16 protein-coding genes are annotated in these 19,893 nt (G+C 62.2%); 4 read left to right on the plus strand and 12 right to left on the minus strand.

What is annotated here, in order from left to right:
- Positions 1-289: 289 nt before the first annotated feature.
- Positions 290-934: a TetR/AcrR family transcriptional regulator gene (locus ACN8M7_RS19815; protein WP_061241288.1), complete on the minus strand. Its 645-nt coding sequence runs from the start codon at positions 932-934 to the stop codon at positions 290-292.
- 212 nt (positions 935-1,146) lie between these two features.
- Between ACN8M7_RS19815 and moaA the strand changes: the two genes are divergently transcribed.
- Both moaA and ACN8M7_RS19825 read left to right on the plus strand, forming a co-directional pair.
- Positions 1,147-2,142, plus strand: a complete 996-nt coding sequence (moaA, locus tag ACN8M7_RS19820) for a GTP 3',8-cyclase MoaA (protein ID WP_490261876.1) — start codon at positions 1,147-1,149, stop codon at positions 2,140-2,142.
- A gap of 41 nt (positions 2,143-2,183) precedes the next feature.
- The gene (locus ACN8M7_RS19825; RefSeq protein WP_490261877.1) at positions 2,184-3,020 is read left to right on the plus strand and encodes a substrate-binding periplasmic protein; all 837 of its coding nucleotides are present in this window, start codon (positions 2,184-2,186) and stop codon (positions 3,018-3,020) included.
- A 4-nt stretch (positions 3,021-3,024) separates the two neighbouring features.
- On the opposite strand, the gene ACN8M7_RS19830 is transcribed toward ACN8M7_RS19825, so the two are convergent.
- The 7 genes from ACN8M7_RS19830 to puuE all read right to left on the minus strand — a co-directional run bounded on the left by ACN8M7_RS19830 (position 3,025) and on the right by puuE (position 11,004).
- Positions 3,025-4,491 carry an NCS1 family nucleobase:cation symporter-1 gene (locus tag ACN8M7_RS19830; RefSeq protein WP_490261878.1) on the minus strand — a complete coding sequence of 489 codons (1,467 nt, stop codon included), beginning with the start codon at positions 4,489-4,491 and terminating at the stop codon, positions 3,025-3,027.
- Positions 4,492-4,976: 485 nt separating this feature from the next.
- Positions 4,977-5,837, minus strand: coding sequence for an outer membrane protein OmpK (locus tag ACN8M7_RS19835; protein WP_490261879.1), 861 nt, complete (start codon positions 5,835-5,837; stop codon positions 4,977-4,979).
- Positions 5,838-5,912: 75 nt separating this feature from the next.
- Positions 5,913-7,427, minus strand: coding sequence for a nucleobase:cation symporter-2 family protein (locus ACN8M7_RS19840; protein WP_061242538.1), 1,515 nt, complete (start codon positions 7,425-7,427; stop codon positions 5,913-5,915).
- 233 nt (positions 7,428-7,660) lie between these two features.
- On the minus strand, positions 7,661-8,956 hold the full coding sequence (locus ACN8M7_RS19845) for a urate hydroxylase PuuD (RefSeq protein ID WP_490261880.1): 1,296 nt from the start codon (positions 8,954-8,956) through the stop codon (positions 7,661-7,663).
- 48 nt (positions 8,957-9,004) lie between these two features.
- The gene (locus tag ACN8M7_RS19850) at positions 9,005-9,508 is read right to left on the minus strand and encodes an ureidoglycolate lyase (RefSeq protein ID WP_061242533.1); all 504 of its coding nucleotides are present in this window, start codon (positions 9,506-9,508) and stop codon (positions 9,005-9,007) included.
- Between the two features lie 42 nt (positions 9,509-9,550).
- Positions 9,551-10,066, minus strand: a complete 516-nt coding sequence (gene uraD, locus ACN8M7_RS19855) for a 2-oxo-4-hydroxy-4-carboxy-5-ureidoimidazoline decarboxylase (RefSeq protein WP_490261881.1) — start codon at positions 10,064-10,066, stop codon at positions 9,551-9,553.
- Positions 10,067-10,077: 11 nt separating this feature from the next.
- Complete coding sequence (gene puuE / locus ACN8M7_RS19860; protein ID WP_490261882.1) at positions 10,078-11,004, minus strand: allantoinase PuuE; 927 nt, start codon at positions 11,002-11,004, stop codon at positions 10,078-10,080.
- Between the two features lie 402 nt (positions 11,005-11,406).
- Between puuE and uraH the strand changes: the two genes are divergently transcribed.
- Positions 11,407-11,760: a hydroxyisourate hydrolase gene (gene uraH, locus ACN8M7_RS19865; protein ID WP_017679213.1), complete on the plus strand. Its 354-nt coding sequence runs from the start codon at positions 11,407-11,409 to the stop codon at positions 11,758-11,760.
- A gap of 308 nt (positions 11,761-12,068) precedes the next feature.
- On the opposite strand, the gene ACN8M7_RS19870 is transcribed toward uraH, so the two are convergent.
- Positions 12,069-13,409 carry an NCS2 family permease gene (locus tag ACN8M7_RS19870; RefSeq protein ID WP_061242527.1) on the minus strand — a complete coding sequence of 447 codons (1,341 nt, stop codon included), beginning with the start codon at positions 13,407-13,409 and terminating at the stop codon, positions 12,069-12,071.
- Positions 13,410-14,002: 593 nt separating this feature from the next.
- Between ACN8M7_RS19870 and ACN8M7_RS19875 the strand changes: the two genes are divergently transcribed.
- Positions 14,003-14,770 carry a GntR family transcriptional regulator gene (locus ACN8M7_RS19875; protein ID WP_061242525.1) on the plus strand — a complete coding sequence of 256 codons (768 nt, stop codon included), beginning with the start codon at positions 14,003-14,005 and terminating at the stop codon, positions 14,768-14,770.
- A gap of 169 nt (positions 14,771-14,939) precedes the next feature.
- Here the strand turns inward: ACN8M7_RS19875 and guaD are convergent, their stop codons facing one another.
- The 3 genes from guaD to xdhB all read right to left on the minus strand — a co-directional run bounded on the left by guaD (position 14,940) and on the right by xdhB (position 19,854).
- Positions 14,940-16,244, minus strand: a complete 1,305-nt coding sequence (gene guaD, locus ACN8M7_RS19880; RefSeq protein ID WP_490262018.1) for a guanine deaminase — start codon at positions 16,242-16,244, stop codon at positions 14,940-14,942.
- A 74-nt stretch (positions 16,245-16,318) separates the two neighbouring features.
- Positions 16,319-17,149: a xanthine dehydrogenase accessory protein XdhC gene (gene xdhC, locus ACN8M7_RS19885; protein ID WP_490261883.1), complete on the minus strand. Its 831-nt coding sequence runs from the start codon at positions 17,147-17,149 to the stop codon at positions 16,319-16,321.
- A gap of 308 nt (positions 17,150-17,457) precedes the next feature.
- On the minus strand, positions 17,458-19,854 hold the full coding sequence (gene xdhB, locus ACN8M7_RS19890) for a xanthine dehydrogenase molybdopterin binding subunit (RefSeq protein WP_490261884.1): 2,397 nt from the start codon (positions 19,852-19,854) through the stop codon (positions 17,458-17,460).
- Between the last annotated feature and the right edge of the window lie 39 nt (positions 19,855-19,893).

The following is a 19,893-nucleotide window of genomic DNA, read 5'->3' on the forward strand; positions in this document are numbered from 1 at the left end:
AACAAGGATTCCTGAGTGATATCGGCGCCACGCATGGAAATCGGGGTTCCCGGCAGATTGGAGCCGATATCGTAAACCTTACGCCGCAAAGCCAGACAGGGCGTAGGCGAATTTCAACAGGCTGCTAAAGCGCCTTCCACGGTTTTCGGCTATGCGTAGGGTGGATGTCGCTTTTTACATCCACCAGTTCGCAGGGGCGCCGTGCGCACCAAGGCTTCCCGAGCGTCCGTGTCGTAAACTCGGTGCGCGCGGCGCACCCTACGGGTTCGGTATATGCCGCGGACTCGACTCAGGCGCTGGTGATCAGCTCGGAAGCCTTCGACGGCATCGGGCTGACGTCGCAGCCTTTGAGTACCAGGCGAATGATGGTCTGCGCGGCGGCTTCGTAGTCGGCATCATCGAGGCTGGCCTTGCCGGTGACGGTGGAGATCTGCCAGTCGAAGTCGGCGTAGGTCTGGGTCGCTGCCCAGATGCTGAACAGCAGGTGGTGTGGGTCGACCTGCGCCATTTGCCGCTGATCGATCCAGCGCTGGATGCAGGCGATGTTGTGTTTGGCCTGGGCGTTGAGCTGTTCGGTCTGTTCCGCTGACAAGTGCGGCGCGCCGTGCATGATTTCGCTGGCGAACACCTTGGAGGCATGGGGCAGTTCGCGGGAGATGCGGATCTTCGAGCGGATGTAGGCAGTCAGTACTTCGCTCGGGTGGCCCGGCTGGTTGAAGGGGGCAGAGGCGGCCAGCAGCGGCTCGATGATGCTTTCCAGGACCTCGCGGTAGAGGTTTTCCTTGGACTTGAAGTAGTAGTAGACGTTGGGCTTGGGCAGGCCTGCCTTGGCCGCAATATCACTGGTCTTGGTGGCGGCGAAGCCCTTGTCGGCGAACTCCTCGCTGGCTGCACGCAGGATGAGCTCTTTGTTACGCTCGCGGATGCTGGTCATAAGGCCCTGTGGTTTGCTCTGCCGCCGGACGGCGGTCGGGCATGGTAGCACCGGCTTTGCGCGAGGCTCAAGGCAGTGGCCACGGGCTGCTCAGCGCTTAACTGACTCCGTAGTCAAATTTTCGTATACAGGAAATCGCTTTTCTGTTTCTATCGCGCACAGCGTTATCCATGACAAAAAGTCTCGGCGCGTGACGCTGCAGGAGACCCACCGTGAATACCCATCAGCTCGTTGATCCCTTCGGTCGGCGCATCACCTACCTGCGTTTGTCGGTGACCGATCGCTGCGATTTTCGCTGCACCTACTGCATGAGCGAAGACATGCAGTTTGCCCCGCGCGCGCAGATTCTCAGCCTGGAAGAACTCTACGCCGTGGCCGACGCCTTCATCGGCCTCGGTGTGCAGCGTATTCGCATCACCGGCGGCGAACCGCTGGTGCGCAAGAACCTGCTGAGCCTGCTGCGGCGCCTGGGGCAGCGCGAGGAGCTGGATGACCTGGCGATCACCACCAATGGTTCGCAACTGGTGGAGATGGCCGCGCCGCTGCGCGCAGCGGGCGTGAGGCGCCTGAACATCAGTCTGGATTCTTTGCAGCGCGAGCGTTTCGCCGCCTTTACCCGGCGCGACAAGCTCGATCAGGTGCTGGCCGGCATCGACGCGGCGCGTGCCGCCGGCTTCGAGCGGATCAAGCTCAACAGCGTGGTGCAGAGCGGGCGTAACGACGACGAAGTACTGGACCTGGTCGAGTTCGCCATCGCGCGCGGCCTGGATATCAGCTTCATCGAGGAGATGCCGCTGGGCAGCGTGGTCAGCCACAGCCGCGAGCAGACCTTCTGCTCCAGTGACGAAGTGCGCCAGCGCATCGAGCAGCGTCATGCGCTGGTGCGCAGCAGCAAGGTCACCGGCGGGCCGTCGCGCTACTGGCAAGTGGTCGGTACGCAGACTCAGGTAGGGTTCATCTCACCGCACAGCCACAACTTCTGCGGCGACTGCAATCGTGTGCGGGTCACCGCCGAGGGCAAGCTGGTGCTCTGCCTCGGCCACGACAACGCACTGGATCTCAAGCGCCTGCTGCGCGCTCATCCGGGTGACGGCGAGCGCCTGCGTCAGGCGCTGATCGACGCGCTGCGGCTCAAGCCCGAGCGGCACCACTTCGCCACCGACGAGCAGGTCCAAGTGGTGCGCTTCATGAGCATGACCGGCGGGTAGAACCGCCTTCGGATTCCACTACAACAATAAGGAGGCTCTACATGAAGCCCGTACGACTGTGTCTGCTATTTGCCCTTGTGGCCCCCGGCGCCCTGGCCCAGACCTACGTGGTCGGCGTCGAGGATCTGCCGTTCGCACCGCATTACAGCCTCGATGACGAAGGCCAGTACCGTGGTTTCGCTCGCGAGTTGCTGGATGCTTTCGCCGCCGACAGTGGTGTCAGCCTGAGCTACAAGGCGCTGCCGGTGGATCAGTTGCTGTCGGCTTTGCAGCGTGGCGAGATCGACCTCAAGTATCCCGACAGTCCGCACTGGGCCGCAGCACAGAAGGCCGGCATGACGCTGCACTACAGTCAGGCCGTGGTCGATTACGTCGATGGTGTACTGGTGGCGCCGCAGCGTAAGGGGCGAACGCTGGCGGGCATCCATCGGCTGGCCATGGTGCAGGGCTGGACGCCGCGGGGTTACGAGCAGGCCATCGACAGCGGGCAGATCCAGCTGAGCTACAGCGAGGACCTGCGCCAGATGATTCGTCAGGCCTTGAAGCAGGAGACTGACGGCGCTTACTTCAATGTGGTGGTGGCCACCCATTATCTGGACAACATTCGCGCCCGGCCTGGTGCCCTGGTGTTCGACCCCAAGTTGCCGCACACCCGTGGCAGTTTTCATCTGTCGAGCCTGCGCCATCCGCAGCTGATCACCCGTTTCGATCGTTTTCTCGCGGAACACGCGGCCCAGGTGGCGGCGCTCAAGGCGAGCTATCGGGTAGGGGCCAATCTCGATAGTGAGTACATGGGGGTCGAGCAATGGAAGGTGGACTTTCTCGAGCGGCAGAAAGAAAAAGCCGGCGCGCAGGCGCCGGCTTCGTCCCGTCAGTGATTGCTCAGAGACTGGCGTCGGCGCGTTTCAGTGCCTGTGCATGGCCGTGCATCAGGCCATAGTGCAGCACTGCGCCGAGCAGGGCGCCGAGCAGCCAGGCATAGCCGGACAGCTGGCTGAGGCCAGGCGCCCACACCGACGCGACGGAGAACACCGAGCCGACGACGAAGGCGAGCATCGCCTTGCGGTTCCAGCCGCCATCGAAGTAGTAGGTCGAACCCACCTCGGCACTGAACAGCTGCTGCAGGTCGAGCTTGCGCCGACGCACCAGGTAGTAGTCGGCGACGATGATGCCGTACAGCGGCGCGAGCACGGCGCCCAGGGTGTCGACGAAGGCAGCGATGCCGACGTTGCTGATGAAGGCCACCCACAGGGCGCCGATGAAGAAGGCGATGCCGGCAGCGATGAAGCCCCCGGTCCGTGCGCTGATATGCGCCGGTGCCAGGTTGGCCAGGTCATAGGCTGGCGGAATGAAGTTGGCTACCAGGTTGATGCCCACGGTCGCGGCGAAGAAGGTCAGCGCGGCGATGATGGTCAGGGTCAGGTTGTCCACTCGTGCGACGATGTCGGTCGGGTTGGTCAGCGTTTCACCGAACACCACCACGGTGCCTGCGGTGATCACCAGGGCGATCAGCGAGAAGAACGCCAGGCTAACCGGCAGGCCGAGGAAGTTGCCGATGGTCATCTGCTTTTCGCTTTTGACGAAGCGGGCGAAGTCGCCGTAGTTGATTACCACCGCAGCGAAGTAGGCGACCATGGTGCCGACCACGGCGAAGAACGCGGTCACCGGACCGGCCTTGTATTCACCTGTGCCACTGAAGATGTTGCCCAGCTCACTGAGCAGGCTCGGGCCGGCCTTGTACCAGATCAGGCCCATCAGCGCGATCATCACCACGTAGACCAGTGGCCCGGCCCAGTTGAGGAAGCGGGTGATCCAGCTCATGCCGCAGACGAACAGGCCGACCTGGAACAGGCAGACGATCACGTAGGACAGCCAGCCGATGGCGGTCAGGCCCAGGTACAGGGCCGGGTCCTGTGGTTGCAGCAATGAATTGAGCAGCAGTGCCACGGCGGTGGAGGCAAAGTAGGTCTGCACGCCGTACCAGAAGATCGCGACGATGCCGCGCACCAGCGCAGGGAAGTTGGCGCCGCGCACGCCCATGCTGGCGCGGGCGAACACCGGGAAGGGGATGCCGTACTTGACGCTCGGTCTGCCGGTCAGTTGCACCAGACCCATGACGATGAAACCGGCGAGCACGATGCCGGCCAGCACGGCCCAGCCATTGAGCCCGTAGGAGATGAACAGCGTCGCCGCCAGGGTGTAGCCGAACAGACTCTGAATGTCGTTCGACCAGACGTTGAAGATCTCGAACCAGCCCCAGGTGCGTTTCTCGGGAGCCAGCGGGGCGAGGTCCTCGTTGTGTAGCGAGGGATCGATGTTCTTGATGCGAAAGTCTTCGGTGTTGGACATGGACAGCTCCCAGTTTTGTTCTTGCGCCGCGGCGTTCTATGAGGAGATTTGTCTGCAGGTTTCGTTCCGGTTTTGTATTCGCGTCATGACTGATTCAATGTATACAGCCAATTCGACAGTGATTCGGTAGGAACCTGATTGTCTTGTACACAGAAAATGCATTGATGAATATGGCTTTCGGATAAATTGCACACAAAAAATCTGTATTTTGTGATCAAAAACTTGACCTCGCAGTCAGTTGTGTGATTGCAAGGTGCTGGTCGGGAAGTGGTTTGGATGTATCCGATTGCGCACTGAGATGGTGCTTGATCTGCTTCTGGGTGCTGGGTTGGTGCGATAGTTCAGGCCGCTTTGCCAAAGGCTGGGCGCCGTGCGGACCTGGCATTTGCAGCTCAAAGAAAAAGGGAGAAGGGCGCGAACGCCCATCCCCCTTTTACCTGGCCGCCGTCCCTACCCGACGTCGGCGAGGTTCGTTGCGGCCGTGATCAGAAGTGGTACTTGACCAGTGCCTGCACGGCGGTCTGGTCGAAGCGATCATCCGAGCCGTCCACCGGCTTCACCCCGTACTTGGCGCGCCACATGTTGATCTCGGTCCCCACGTAGAGCTGACGCTCCTTGCCAAACAGGGCTTTGCCCGCGTCCCACTTGACCTGGATCGAGGAGCCGACCGAGGTCTGGGTGCCGGCATCGCGCGATGGCGAGCGCCAGTCGAGGAAGCCGTCGACGACGAAGTCCTGGTCGCCCAGGCTGAACGGGTAAGCCGCGCTGACGGTCAGCTGGGTGGCGTAGCCGTTGCTGTCACGGTCGGCGAAGAAGGTGTGATTGTTGATCTTCACCTGATACAGGTTGGTCTTGAAGTAGGTGAAACCGGGGACTTCCCAGTCCAGGCCGACGCCAAACAGGTAGTTTTCCGGGCCAGGGCCGCCGGTGCCTTTTTCATAGGTGAAGGCAGCGAACACGTCCTTGATCGGTCCGGCGGCCAGCTTCTGTCCGCTCAGCCAGCTCAGGCTGACGCGCGGGGAGAATTCCATGTAGTAGAAGGAATCCTTGTCGTGCTGGCGGAAGCTGCCGTTGTCGAAACTGCCGCGCGTCTGCACGTTGTCGGCGTGGATGTAGTCGAGGAAGTAGAAGATGTCGCCCCAGGCCCAGCCACTGGCGTGCTCGAAGGTGAAGGTGGTCTGGGTGCGCTGTTCTTCGCCGTTGAAGTTCATGCGCTGGAAGTTCTCGCCATACAGGTACGACAGGCTGTTGTCCTGCCAGTAGAGCAGGTCGCCAGCGAGCGCCTGCTGACCGGAGAACAGTCCGGCTGACAGCGCGAAGCAGTGAGGCAGATGCTTGAGTTTCATGAATTGTCCTTGTTTTGAGGTGCAAGCAGGTGTCCCCCGGCAGCAGGCTGCCGGGAGTGGATCGGTATGCTGGGGTCAGCTGGTGCGCGCGTCCGGGGTAAGGTCGCGCTTCAAGGTGGTGAGGCTATGCTCATCGACGCCATCGTCCTGGCGGTTCTGCAGCACGGTGTGCAGGTGCGCCTCGGGATCGTAGTCGTCTTCTTCCACTTCCTGCTGCTCGTCCGGCAGGAAAATGTTCAGCGCAATGGCGCTGAAGGCCCCGATGGTGATCGGTGAGCCGAAGATGTTCTTCAGCACGTCCGGCAAGTGCGAAAGCACTTCTGGCACGCCGGCTACACCCAGGCCGAGGCCCAGGGAAATGGCCACGATCAGCACGTTGCGGCGGTGCAGACCGGCTTCGCTGAGAATCTTGATGCCGGCCACCGCGACGGTGCCGAACATGATCAGGGTGGCGCCGCCGAGTACCGGCTTGGGCATCAGTTGCAGCACGGCGCCGACGACCGGGAACAGGCCGAGCAGGACCAGGATGCCGGCGATATAGAAGGCCACGTGACGGCTGGCGACGCCGGTGAGCTGAATGACCCCGTTGTTCTGGCTGAAGGTGGTCATCGGCAGGCTGTTGAACAGCGCGGCCACCGCCGAGTTGCAGCCATCGGCCAGTACCCCGGACTTGATGCGGCGCATGTACAGCGGGCCTTTCACCGGCTGCTTGGAAATGATCGAGTTGGCGGTCAGGTCACCGGCCGTTTCCAGCGGGGTGATCAGAAAGATCACGGCAATGGGCACGAAGGCGATCCAGTCGAAACCGAACCCGTACTTGAGCGGCTGCGGCACGCTGATCAGCGGCACGTCGGCCATATTGGCGAAGTTCACCTGGCCGGTGAACCAGGCTACAGCGAAGCCGAGGGTCAGGCCGATGATCACCGCCGACAGGCGCAGCACCTGCGACGCGGCGCGGTTGAGCACGACGATGGTACCCAGTACCAGACCGCCCAGGGCCAGGTGGTGCAGCGCGCCGAGGTCCGGCGCGCCGTAGCCGCCGGCCAGGTCGGTCATGCCGACCTTGATCAGCGACAGGCCCATCAGGCAGATGATGGTGCCGGTGACCACCGGGGTGATGACCTTGCGCAGCTTGTTGATGAACTGGCTGAAGGCGATCTCGACGAAGGCTGCACAGAAGCAGATGCCAAACAGCGTGGCGAGGATTTCCTCCTCGCTGGCGCCACGGCCCTTGACGATGAAGCCGGCGCTGAGCACCACGCTGAGAAAGCCGAAACTGGTGCCTTGCAGGCACAGCAGGCCAGAACCGATCGGGCCGATGCGCTTGGCCTGGACGAAGGTGCCGAGGCCCGAAACGAATAGCGCCATGCTCACTAGGTAGGGCACATGGGCGCCGAGGCCCAGGGCGCTGCCGACGATCAGGGTGGGGGTGATGATGCCGACGAAGCTGGCCAGCACATGTTGCAGCGCCGCGAAGATGGCGGGAGCGAACGCTGGCGTGTCGTCCAGCTGGTAGATCAGGTCATTGTTGCCGACGGGCGTAGCTGGGGTGGGGGCGTTGCTGTCTGTGGTCATGTCATAGCCTGCCATTTGTTTTTATACGGTCATGGGCTTACACGAGGCTTCACGGCACCTCTTTCCTGCTTGCTAGAAAGTTGTCTAGGTGGTCAGGATGTGGCGACTATAGCAATATGTGGACACGGTTAAAAACAATTTATTTACAGATTGTGCACAAAAAAAGAACCGCCGGTCAGCTTGCGCTGCCGGCGGTTCGGGGGCGTAAAAGATGCCGCGCCCAGTCACGGACGCGACATGTGTGGCAATCAGTTGATCTGAGCGCCCTTGGCGATCCAGCTGCCGATCAGGTCGCGTTCGTCCTGGGTCATCTGGGTGATGTTGCCCAGCGGCATGATCTGCGAGGCAACGCTCTGGGCGTGGATCTTCGCCGCCTGAGCCTGCATCTGCTCCGGCGTATCGAGCATCAGGCCGGCTGGCGCCGCGCTGAACATCGGGCTGGTCGGATTCGCCGAGTGGCACACGGTGCAGCGCTCGTGGATCACGTTCTCGACCTTGGCGAAGTCGCCGCCCTCTGCGCTGCTGGCCGCGGCGCCATTGCCACTGGAGGAGTGTTCGGCTGGTGCGGCTTCACCGACTTCCTCGACCTTTGCCACGGTCTCGCTCGCCGGTTGCTCGACGGCGGCCACCGGAGCGGCGGCCGGTGCGCGATGCGCCGGGGAGGTGACGTAGGCCAGGCAGATCATGCCCAGCGCCGCGGCCGGCAAGGTCCAGACATACTTGCTGCTGTCGTGGCGGGTGTTGAAATAGTGACGAACCAGCACGGCCAGAATCGCGATACCGGCCAGGATCGCCCAGTTGTACTGGCTGCCGTAGGTGCTCGGAAAGTGGTTGCTGATCATGATGAACAGCACTGGCAGGGTGAAGTAGTTGTTGTGGCGCGAGCGCAGCAGGCCCTTGGCCGGCAACAGGGGATCGGGTGTGGTGTTGGTTTCGATCGCCTTAACCAGCGCGCGCTGGGCCGGCATGATGGTGAAGAACACGTTGCCGACCATGATGGTGCCGATGATGGCGCCGGTATGGATGTACGCCGCGCGGCCGCTGAAGATCTGGCTGAAGCCATAGGCGGCAGCGATGATCAGCACGAACAGCACGGCGCCGAGCAGAGCGGGGCGCTTGCCCAGTGGCGAGTCGCACAGAAAGTGGTAGATCAGGTAGCTGACGGCCATGGAGCTGAGGCCGATGGCGATGGCCGCGGCGGGCGCCAGATCGACACCCGGCTTGACCAGATACAGGCTCGGATTGAGGTAGTAGACCACCAGCAGCAGGGCGACGCCCGACAGCCAGGTGAAGTAGGCCTCCCATTTGAACCAGTGCAGGTTCTCCGGCATTTTCGGTGGGGCCAGCTTGTATTTTTCCAGGTGGTAGATGCCGCCGCCGTGAATCGCCCAGAGGTCGCCCGACAGGCCCTCGCGTGGGTTGCTACGGTTGAGGTTGTTCTCCAGCCAGACGAAATAGAATGACGCGCCGATCCAGGCGATACCGGTGATCATATGGATCCAGCGGATGCCCAGGTTTAGCCATTCGGTGAAATGTGCTTCCACGATCTGTACCTCTTTCCCCGGGGGAGGCACGCCAGCCCCGGGCTTCTCTTATTGGTGGGGGTTGAGGAGAAGAAGCTCGTCCTCATTGAAGAAATGCTCATCGCAGTTGTTGCCGGAACCACTGCGATCAACCACCAGGAAGTCATCCCGCTTTTCGATCGTCAGCACCGGGTGGTGCCAGACGCCGCGATGGTAATTGACGCCCTGCCTGCCATTGCTGAGGAAGGCACGGACGGACCCTGATACAGGTACATCGCCAAGTGGCGCGACCACGATCAGAAAGGGGTTGCCGAGCAGCGGGATGAAAGCCTGGCTGCCCAGCGGATGGCGTTCCAGCATGCGAATGGTCAGCGGCATCTCGAGCGACTCGGCGCTGAAGATGCTGATGATGGCCTGATCCTCCGGCTGTGCGGTCTCCACGCTGGCCAGCTTGTGATAGCGGCGGGTGGAACCGTTGTTGATCATGAAGAAATCACTGCCTTCGGTTTCGATCACGTCACCGAAAGGGGCGAAGGCTTCTTTGCTCAGGGGCTCGATGGTCAGGCTACGCATGGCTGTTCTACTTATATTGTTCGTTGGAGTGAGGCGACAGCATTACAGCTGCTGCAGGCGGAAGAGGGCGATCTTGTTGATCTCGGCCAGAGCGGTGGTGAACTCCTGCTCCGGCGTGTTGTGAATGCGCTCCTCGAAGGCCGCCAGAATCTGATGGCGGTTGCTGCCCTTGACGGCCTTGATGAAGGGGAAGCCGAACTTGGCCTTGTAGGCATCGTTGAGTTCGGTGAAGCGCGCGAACTCCTCGGCGGTGCATTCATGAATGCCGGCGCCGGACTGCTCGGCGGTGCTGGAGGCGGTCAGTTCGCCGCGCACGGCCGCTTTGCCGGCTAGGTCCGGGTGCGCGTTGATCAGCGCCAGTTGCGCTTCATGACTGGCGCTCAGGAGGATGTCGGCCATGCGCTGCTGCAGGCTGTCGATGTCGTCGACACTAGCGTCGAGGCCAAGGTCATAGGCCTTCTCGGCCACCCAGGGCGAGTGCTCGTAGATGTCGGCGAAGGCCGCGACGAACGCGTCACGGCTCAGCTGGGAAGGGGTCAGGGTCTGGAAACGGCTCATGGGCGGCTCTCTCATTCGGTCGCGCGGAAGGGGTGGGTGGCGTGCCAGTGCCTGGCGATGTCGACACGGCGGGCACACCAGACCTTGTCATGGCGCTTCACGTATTCGATGAAGCGGGCCAGCGACGCCAGGCGGGCCGGCCGGCCGAGCAGGCGGCAATGCATGCCGATCGACAGCATCTTCGGCGCGCCGGCTTCGCCCTCGGCGTAGAGCACGTCGAAGGCGTCCTTGAGGTATTCGAAGAAGTCGTCGCCCTTGTTGAAGCCCTGCACCTGGGTGAAGCGCATGTCGTTGGTGTCCAGGGTGTAGGGAATCACCAGGTGCGGCTTCTCCACGGTACTGGCCGGGTCCCAGTAGGGCAGGTCGTCGTCGTAGGTGTCGGAGTCGTAGAGGAAGCCACCCTCTTCACGCACGATGCGCCGGGTGTTCGGGCCCAGGCGGCCGGTGTACCAGCCCAGCGGGCGTTCGCCGGTCAGCTCGGTGAGGATGCGGATGGCCTCGAGCATGTGCTCGCGCTCGCCGGCTTCGTCCATGTTCTGGTAGTCGATCCAGCGATAGCCATGGCTGCAGATTTCATGGCCGGCGGCGACCATCTGCTTGATCACCTCAGGGTGACGCTGGGCGGCCATGGCCACGGCGAAGACGGTCAGTGCAATGTCGTGTTTCTTGAACAGGTTGAGCAGGCGCCAGACACCGGCGCGGCTGCCGTACTCGTAGAGCGACTCCATGCATAGGTTGCGCTGGCCCTGCAGCGGCTGGGCGGCGACCATCTCGGAGAGGAAGGACTCGGATTCCTTGTCGCCATGGAGGATGTTGCGTTCGCCGCCCTCTTCGTAGTTGAGCACGAAGGACAAGGCGATACGGGCGTCGCCCGGCCAGTGCGGATGGGGTGGGTTTGCGCCGTAGCCGATCAGATCGCGTGGGTAATCAGCGTTCACTGCAGTCTTCCTATCTGGAGCGTTGCGGTCACTGCGTGCCGGGTTATCGATGGCTACGCGACCGGGATGGCTAATTGTATACAAAGTTGCTTGCCGTTTGTAAATCGACTTTTCATCATTTTATTCAGTGCGCGTGCAGCCGGTGAAACTGCCTTGCTGGTCAGCAATCTGCGCGGATGGCGGCATGAATGCTGGTTTGCGATAAGGAAGGCAGCGAACCGCTTTGGTGCGTTGATGGCATCTCCATTGGATTTATTGTGTACAATTTGTGAGTAAAGTGTTTTATATTCGACCTGCATGCTATCCTGCCACTGCGTCGGAGCATTGCGACGAGCCGATTTCAACAGAGTAGAGGAGGTGTGGTGTTCGTGGGCCGCTCTGCGCCGCGGGCATCCGAGACCCATGGGACGTTTGACTACACATGTACTGGATGCCGCGCACGGCTGCCCAGGGAGTGACATCAAGGTCGAGCTGTATCGCGTCGAAGGCGCGCAGCTGGAGCTGATCACCACCGTTACCACCAACCACGATGGCCGTTGCGATGCGCCGGTGCTGCAGGGTGATGATTACCGTACGGGCGTCTATCAGCTGCACTTCCACGCCGGCGACTACTACCGTGCCCGCGGCGTGAAGCTGCCGGACACGGCATTCCTCGACGTGGTCGTCCTGCGCTTCGGCATCGATGCCGGCCAGGAGCACTACCACGTACCGCTACTGATTTCCCCATACAGCTACTCCACCTACCGCGGTAGCTGAGTGACTGGCAGGCCGCCGCCTGCCAGACGAATGCTTGTCACCCTCAGACTCGTTTGAGTCCTTATGCCCGCTCACACTGCGGGCTTTTTTTTGCCTGCATTGTTTTTAGCCTTCTCCGGCAATCCCTCTGCGCTCGGCGCGCGCCAATAAATGGGAGATGGGTAGCTAGGTGCGCGCAACCTTGACTAAGCAGTCCGTAGCCCGGATGAAATCCGGAACCCAACTGGCGCAACGCGTTGCCTGCCGGCGACGGAGCCAAACGAAAAGCCCCGGCACAAGGCCGGGGATCGTTCAGCGTCAGGGTGCCGTCAGAGGAAGGCGAACTTGGCGATGAAAATGATGCACAGCGCGTAGAGGCTCAGCGACACCTTGTTGCCCTGGCCGGTCAGCAGCTTCAGCGTGGCATAGGTGAGGAAGCCCAGGGCGATGCCGTTGGCGATGGAGAAGGTCAGCGGCATCATCACCACGGTAACGATGGCCGGGATGGTGTCGGTGTGGTCCTTCCAGTCGATGTGAGCCATGCCGCTCATCATCAGCATCGCGACATAGATCAGCGCGCCGGCGGTGGCGTAGGCGGGGATCATGCCGGCCAGCGGGGCGAAGAACATCGCGGCAAGGAACAGGATGCCGACCGTGATGGCGGTCAGCCCGGTGCGGCCGCCGGCAGCGACGCCGGCCGCGCTCTCCACGTAGCTGGTCACCGGCGGGCAGCCGACCATCGCGCCGATGACGCTGGAGGTGGAGTCGGCTTTCAGCGCCTTGGACAGGTTCTGGATCTTGCCGTCGTCATCCACCAGGTTGGCGCGATGGGCGACGCCCATCAGGGTGCCGGCGGTATCGAACATGTTCACGAAGAGGAACGCGAGGATCACGCTGATCATCGCCACGTTGAACGCACCGGCGATGTCCATGGCCAGGAAGGTCGGTGCCAGGCTCGGCGGCATCGACACCAGGCCGCCGTACTCCACCAGGCCCAGCGCCCAGCCGATGGCGGTCACGCCGAGCATGCTGAACAGGATGGCGCCGAACACGTTGCGGTGGCTGAGCACGGCGATCAGCAGGAAGCACACGGCGGCAAGCAGCGCCGAAGGATTGCCGAACGAGCCCATGGTCAACAGCGTGGCCGGGCTGTCGACGACGATGCCAGCAGTCTTCAGGCCGATCAGGCCGAGGAACAGGCCGACCCCGGCGCCCATGGCGAAGCGCAGGCTCATCGGGATGCTGTTGAGCAGCCACTCGCGGATCTTCGACAGGCTCATGATCATGAACAGCACGCCGGAGATGAACACCGCGCCCAGGGCGATCTGCCAGCTGTAACCCATTTCACCGACGACGGTGTAGGTGAAGAACGCGTTCAGACCCATGCCCGGCGCCAGGCCGACCGGCCAGTTGGCGTACAGGCCCATCAGGAAGCAACCCAGCGCCGCACCGATGCAGGTGGCGACGAAGGCTGCACCATGATCGATGCCGGCGCTGGCCATGATGTTGGGGTTGACGAAGATGATGTAGGCCATGGTGACGAAGGTGGTCACGCCAGCGATCAGTTCGGTCTTGATGGTGGTGCGGTGCTCGGTCAGTTTGAAGAAGCGGTCGAGCAGGCCACCTCTTGCCAGTTGAGTCGCGTGTTGTTCTTGTTTGACGCTTTCCACAGCGGGTACTCCTCATCTCTCTTGTTGTGTACCGCCCAGAGCGTTGCGCAAGACAATGCTCTCTGAGGTAGGCGGTGTTCTCGATGGTGCTTCCTGGCTAAGTTGTTGACCGAGCGGTCAAGAAGTCACTCAGGCGCGATTATGATGTTGTATACAAAAAATGCAATTAATGTTTTTAATGTTGCATTAATCGAACCAGTCGAGGGCTTTGGCAGGGAAGTGAGCGGATTCGGCGACAATCCTTTTGCTCTTCAAAGCTAAATTCTTTTAAATCAATTAGATAGGGATATATCTAGCGTGCCTGCAGCTGTCTGCCGGGCGCCGTTCCGACGCCTGGAGCAGGCTCTTAGCCTCTAATGAACTGAGAAGGCAGCTGTATATAAGGAAAGAATTTGTCGTTCTGTGCGCGGTTGTGAATGATGCCTTGTCGGCAGCTCAGCTATGACGTCAGACAGCGGATGGTGTGGAGGCTGATTGATTTGTGTACAATTGCCTCAATTTTTTTCCGATGTTTTTTTGCTCGGCGCTTGTCAGCTACTGGGTAGAACACAGTAGAGTCGCAGTGTCGCCGACTCTCATTGACGCGAGCCAGAATGAACGATCAATTGCAGCCTCTCAAGAAGCAGCCGCGCGCGGGCAAAAGCAGCCGCAGCGGGACTCAGGACGATGTCGTGTATGCCCATATCTTCGACGCCATTCTCGAGCAGCGTCTGGCGCCTGGCACCAAGCTGAGCGAAGAGGCCCTGGGCGAGATCTTCGGCGTCAGCCGCACCATCATTCGTCGCGCCCTGTCGCGTCTGGCCCACGAGGGCGTGGTGCTGCTGCGGCCAAATCGCGGTGCAGTAGTGGCCAGCCCGAGCGTTGATGAAGCGCGGCAGATCTTCTATGCGCGCCGCCTGGTCGAGCGCGCCATCACCGAGCTGGCCGTCGAGCACGCCACCGCCGAGCAGTTGGCCGAGCTGCGCCAGATGGTCAAGGACGAGCAGGACAGCTTCTCGCGCGGTGATCGTGGCGCGGGCATTCGACTGTCCGGCGAGTTCCACCTGAAGCTGGCCGAGGCCGCACGCAATGCGCCGCTGGTGAGTTTCCAGCGCAGCCTGGTGTCGCAAACCTCGCTGATCATCGCCCAGTACGAAAGCGGCAGCCGCTCGCATTGCTCCTATGACGAGCACAACCAGCTGATCGACGCCATCGAGGCGCGCGATGCCGAGCGTGCAGTGCAGCTGATGATGCATCACATGGATCACATCGACAGCAAGCTGAATCTGGACGAGGAAAGCGCCTCGGACGATCTGCATGCGGTGTTCTCGCACCTGCTGCAGACCAAGAAGAAGCCCGGTCGCAGCGCTGCCAATCGTTGATCGACTGCGTGTAACGAAAAAGCCCCGATGCTCGCGCATCGGGGCTTTTTCGTTATGGAGACGATGTGGCTGAGGTGAGGCGCATTTGTGTAGGAGCGAATTCATTCGCGATGCTGTCGAGCCTGATCGCGGATAAATCCGCTCCTACGAGGCGCTCGGTTCGTCGACTTCAGTCGCGCTGGTGCACCGATACGCCGGCTGCGAAGGTCTCTTTCACGGCGCGGTCATCACCGAGCATGGTCAGGGCAAACAGGCGCTCTTCCAGGCTCTTGGCCTGCTGCATGCGATAGCTCATCAGCGGCGTGGCGTTGTAGTCCAGCACCAGGAAGTCGGCGTCCTTGCCAGGCAGGAAGTTGCCCAGCTTGTAGTCCAGATACAGCGCGTTGGCGCCGCCCAGCGTGGCCAGGTACAGCGACTTGAACGGATCGAGCTTGTTGCCCTGCAACTGCATCACCTTGTATGCCTCGTTCAGCGATTGCAGCTGGCTGAAGCTGGTGCCAGCACCGACGTCGGTGCCCAGGCCGACTCGTACGCCATGGGCTTGCAGCTTGTTCAGGTCGAACAGGCCGCTGCCCAGGAACAGGTTGGAGGTCGGGCAGAAGGCCACCGCCGAGCCGGTCTCGGCCAGCCGGGCGCATTCCTCGTCGCACAGGTGCACGCCGTGGGCGAATACCGCGCGTGGGCCGATCAGCTTGTGGTGGTCGTAAACGTCGAGGTAGCCCTTGCGCTCGGGGAACAGCTCTTTCACCCACTCGATCTCCTTGCGGTTCTCGGACAGGTGGGTGTGCATGTACAGGTCCGGGTATTCGCCCAGCAGCTTGCCGGCCAGTTCCAGTTGCCGCGGCGTGCTGGTGGGGGCGAAGCGCGGGGTGACCGCGTAGTGCAGGCGGCCCTTGCCGTGCCAGCGTTCGATCAGCGCCTTGCTCTCGGCGTAACCGGTTTCGGCGGTGTCGGTCAGGTAATCCGGGGCATTGCGATCCATCAGCACCTTGCCGGCGATCATGCGCAGGTTGAGCAGCTCGGCCTGCTCGAAGAAGGCGTCCACGGACTGTGGATGCACGCTGCCGAACACCAGCGCGGTGGTGGTGCCGTTGCGCAGCAGTTCCTTGAGGAAGATCGCCGCCACGTCGCTGGCGTGGGCCTTGTCTTCGAACTGCCGTTCGGTGGGGAAGGTGTAGGTGTTGAGCCAGTCCAGCAACTGTTCGCCGTAGGAGGCGATCATGCCGGTTTGCGGGTAGTGGATGTGGGTGTCGATGAAGCCGGGTGTGATCAGCGCGTCAGGGTAATGCTGGACGTCCACACCGGATAGTTTCGGCAGCAACTCTGCAGCCGCGCCCACCTGGGCGACCTTGCCGTTTTCGATCAGCAGGATGCCGTCCTCGAAATACTCGTAGGACTGCTCGATACCGACCACGGCCGGGTCGGCAAGGCTGTGCAGGATGGCGGCGCGGTAAGCTTTGCGGGTGTTGCTCATCATTCGAATCTCGTGCGTGGGGTGCGCCGTGCGCACCATAAAAATGGGGGCTGGTGCGCACAGCGCACCGAGAGTCAGGACCGGCGCGAGGCCGGCAAAAGCTTGGCGACGCTGGATTCGCCTTTCTTCACGTCCTGGCCGAAGCTCGCGTTGTAGGTGGCGATCACCTCGCCGGCGATGGATACGGCAATTTCCACCGGCAGCTTGCCCTTTACCTCGGTCAGGCCCATGGGGCAGCGCATGCGCGCCATCAGTGTGTCAGCGAAGCCGCGCTCGCGCAGGCGATGCTCGAACTTGACGCGCTTGGTCTTGGAGCCAATCAGGCCGTAGTAGGCGAAGTCGCCACGTTTGAGGATCGCCGCAGTCAGCTCCAGGTCGAGCTGGTGGTTGTGGGTCATGACGATGTAGTAACTGCCGGGTGGCATGTTCTCCACCTCGTCGACCACGTCCTCGCTCACGATCTTCTCCACGCCGGCTGGTATGTGCTCGGGAAATTCGTTTTCCCGCGAGTCGATCCAGCGCACCTTGCACGGCAGGCTGGCGAGCAGCGGCACCAGCGCGCGACCGACGTGGCCGGCGCCGAACACGGCGACCTGCGCCTGCGGCTGGCCCATGGGCTCGAACAGCAGCACGGTGGCGCCGCCGCAGCACTGGCCGAGGCTGGCGCCAAGGGAGAAGCGCTCCAGGCGGGTGTCCTGGCTGCGGCTGGCGAGCATCTCGCGGGCCATCTGCATGGCCTTGTATTCCAGGTGACCGCCGCCGATGGTCTCGAAGATGCGCTCGGCGGTGACCACCATTTTCGAGCCGGCATTACGCGGCGTCGAGCCGCGTTCCTCGATGATGGTCACCAGCACGCAGGCTTCACCCTGTTGCTGCAGGTCGGCGAGGGCGCTGATCCAACTCATTTGCTCAGCCTCCAGGAAGGCGTGGTCTGTCCCGGGCGCGGCAGGCGCCAGTTGCTCGGCGACGGGGCGAGAATCGGTACCGGTGCCGGGCGAGCGGGTGGATTATTCGGTTCGGTGTGTTTTGTCATTGTTGTACACCTGCTTTGTTCTTCATTCACGACTCTGGTGGACAACGCTTCGCGGTTGTCCACCCTACGAGCTGTTCTCCCCTCTCCCGCTTGCGGGAGAGGGGCGGGGGAGAGGGTTGCCGGCTCCATCGAGTTGCTTGAGCCACCCTCTCCCATGAATGGGAGAGGGGGCCGGTCGCGTCAGGCCGTTTCGACCTCGGCCGCATTGGCAGCCTTGGCCGTAGCCTTCAGCTTGCGCATCTGCTCCACCCCCCAGAGCACGCGCTCGGGGGTGGCCGGGGCGTCGATCTGCGGTTGCACCTTGTAGTCGGCCAGGCTGGCCACGGCGTCCTTCAGGGCGCACCAGGCGGCGATGCCGAGCATGAACGGCGGCTCGCCCACGGCCTTGGAGTGGAACACGGTGTCTTCCGGATTCTTGCGGTTTTCCACCAGCTTCACGTGCAGGTCGATGGGCATGTCGGCGATGGCCGGGATCTTGTAGCTGGCCGGGCCGCAGGTCTCTAGCTTGCCCTTGGCGTTCCACACCAGCTCTTCCATGGTCAGCCAACCCATGCCCTGGACGAAGGCACCTTCGACCTGGCCGATGTCGATGGCCGGGTTCAGCGAGTCGCCGACGTCATGCAGGATGTCGCCACGTAGCATGCGGTATTCGCCGGTCAGGGTGTCGACCAGCACTTCCACGCAGGCTACGCCGTAGGCGTAGTAGTAGAAGGGACGGCCAGCCGCCTTGTCGCGGTCGTAGTAGATTTTCGGGGTGCGGTAGAAACCGGTCGAGGACAGCGAGACCTGACCGAAGTAGGCCTTCTGGATCATCTCTTCGAAGGACAGGAAATGATCGCGCACCCGTACCTGGCCGTTGCGGAATTCCACGTCTTCCGGGGTGACCTTGTACTCGCGCACCAGGAAGTCGACCAGGCGCTGTTTGATGGTCTCGGCGGCGTTCTTCGCGGCCATGCCGTTGAGGTCGGCACCACTGGAGGCAGCGGTGGGCGAGGTGTTGGGCACCTTGTCGGTGTTGGTGGCGGTGATCTGGATGCGCTCGATATCGACCTGGAACACTTCGGCGACGACCTGCGCGACCTTGGTGTTGAGGCCCTGGCCCATCTCGGTGCCGCCGTGGTTGAGGTGGATCGAGCCGTCGGTGTAGATGTGGATCAGCGCGCCGGCCTGGTTGAGGAAGGTGGCGGTGAAGCTGATGCCGAACTTCACCGGGGTCATGGCCAGGCCTTTCTTCAGCACTGGGTTCTTGGCGTTGAAGGTGCGAATCTCTTCACGGCGTTTGGCGTACTCGCAGCTTTGCTCCAGCTCGGCGGTCATCTCGTGGATGACGTTGTGCTCGACGGTCTGGTGGTAGTGGGTGACGTTGCGCTCGGTCTTGCCGTAGTAGTTGCGCTTGCGCACTTCCAGCGGGTCCTTGCCCAGGCTGCGCGCGACGGCATCCATCACTTCCTCGATGGCGACCATGCCCTGCGGGCCGCCGAAACCGCGATAGGCGGTGTTCGACGCGGTGTTGGTCTTGCAGCGGTGACCGTTGATGGTGGCGTTGCCGAGGAAGTAGGCGTTGTCCGAGTGGAACATGGCGCGGTCGACGATGGAGCCGGACAGGTCCGGCGAGTAGCCGCAGTTACCGGCCAGGTCCATCTCGATGCCGTGCAGCAGGCCGTCGTCATCGAAGCCGACGTCGTACTCGACGTAGAAGGGGTGGCGCTTGCCGGTCATGCTCATGTCTTCCATGCGCGGCAGGCGCATCTTGGTCGGCCGGCCGGTCAGGTGCGCGATCACCGCGCACAGGCACGCCGGGCCGGCGGCCTGGGTTTCCTTGCCGCCGAAACCGCCGCCCATGCGGCGCATGTCGATGACGATCTTGTTCATCGGCACGCCGAGCACTTCGGCGACCAGCTTCTGCACTTCGGTGGGGTTCTGCGTCGAGGTGTAGACCAGCATGCCGCCATCTTCAGTCGGCATCACCGAGGAAATCTGGGTTTCCAGGTAGAAGTGTTCCTGGCCGCCGATATGCAGGGAGCCCTGCAGGCGACGCGGGGCGCTGGCCAGTTTGCTGGCCGAGTCGCCGATGCAGTGGGTGTGGCTGGCGAGCACGAAGTGCTTCTTGCGGTAGGCCTCGACCACGTCGAGCACCGGCTCCAGGTCCTCGTATTCGACGATCGCGGCCATGGCTGCCTTGCGCGCGTTTTCCAGGCTGTCAGCGGCGACTGCCAGCACCACCTGACCCACGTACTCGACCTTGCCGTCGGCCAGTAGCGGGTCGCCGGCGACCACCGGGCCGATATCCAGTTGGCCCGGTACGTCATCCTTGGTAATGGCGATGGCCACGCCCGCAATCTCATAGCAGGGGCGGGTGTCGATGCGCACGATGCGCGCATGGGCGCGGTCGGACTGGCGCGCGTAAACGTGCAGCTGGTTGGGGAATTCCAGGCGGTCGTCGACATAGACCGCTTCGCCGGACACATGCTTGTCTGCGCTCTCGTGCTTGACGCTGCGGCCGACGCCGCTGGTCATGCCGGCGCGGAACAGGGCGGCCAGCTCTTCCTGGGATTTGTGTTCGATATGACTGGACATCTTCGCCTCCAAAACTTCGCATACCGCTGGGCGGGCCAG

It is taken from the genome of Pseudomonas spartinae (assembly GCF_965197125.1).
GTDB lineage: Bacteria > Pseudomonadota > Gammaproteobacteria > Pseudomonadales > Pseudomonadaceae > Aquipseudomonas > Aquipseudomonas composti_A.

What these genes read in the sequence shown, in the direction of transcription:
- ACN8M7_RS19815 (WP_061241288.1), bottom strand. Translation starts at nt 934, where the DNA reads ATGACCAGCATCCGCGAGCGTAACAAAGAGCTCATCCTGCGTGCAGCC.
- ACN8M7_RS19825 (WP_490261877.1), top strand. Translation starts at nt 2,184, where the DNA reads ATGAAGCCCGTACGACTGTGTCTGCTATTTGCCCTTGTGGCCCCCGGC.
- ACN8M7_RS19830 (WP_490261878.1), bottom strand. Translation starts at nt 4,491, where the DNA reads ATGTCCAACACCGAAGACTTTCGCATCAAGAACATCGATCCCTCGCTA.
- ACN8M7_RS19835 (WP_490261879.1), bottom strand. Translation starts at nt 5,837, where the DNA reads ATGAAACTCAAGCATCTGCCTCACTGCTTCGCGCTGTCAGCCGGACTG.
- ACN8M7_RS19840 (WP_061242538.1), bottom strand. Translation starts at nt 7,427, where the DNA reads ATGGCAGGCTATGACATGACCACAGACAGCAACGCCCCCACCCCAGCT.
- ACN8M7_RS19850 (WP_061242533.1), bottom strand. Translation starts at nt 9,508, where the DNA reads ATGCGTAGCCTGACCATCGAGCCCCTGAGCAAAGAAGCCTTCGCCCCT.
- uraD (WP_490261881.1), bottom strand. Translation starts at nt 10,066, where the DNA reads ATGAGCCGTTTCCAGACCCTGACCCCTTCCCAGCTGAGCCGTGACGCG.
- uraH (WP_017679213.1), top strand. Translation starts at nt 11,407, where the DNA reads ATGGGACGTTTGACTACACATGTACTGGATGCCGCGCACGGCTGCCCA.
- ACN8M7_RS19875 (WP_061242525.1), top strand. Translation starts at nt 14,003, where the DNA reads ATGAACGATCAATTGCAGCCTCTCAAGAAGCAGCCGCGCGCGGGCAAA.
- guaD (WP_490262018.1), bottom strand. Translation starts at nt 16,244, where the DNA reads ATGAGCAACACCCGCAAAGCTTACCGCGCCGCCATCCTGCACAGCCTT.
- xdhC (WP_490261883.1), bottom strand. Translation starts at nt 17,149, where the DNA reads ATGAGTTGGATCAGCGCCCTCGCCGACCTGCAGCAACAGGGTGAAGCC.
- xdhB (WP_490261884.1), bottom strand. Translation starts at nt 19,854, where the DNA reads ATGTCCAGTCATATCGAACACAAATCCCAGGAAGAGCTGGCCGCCCTG.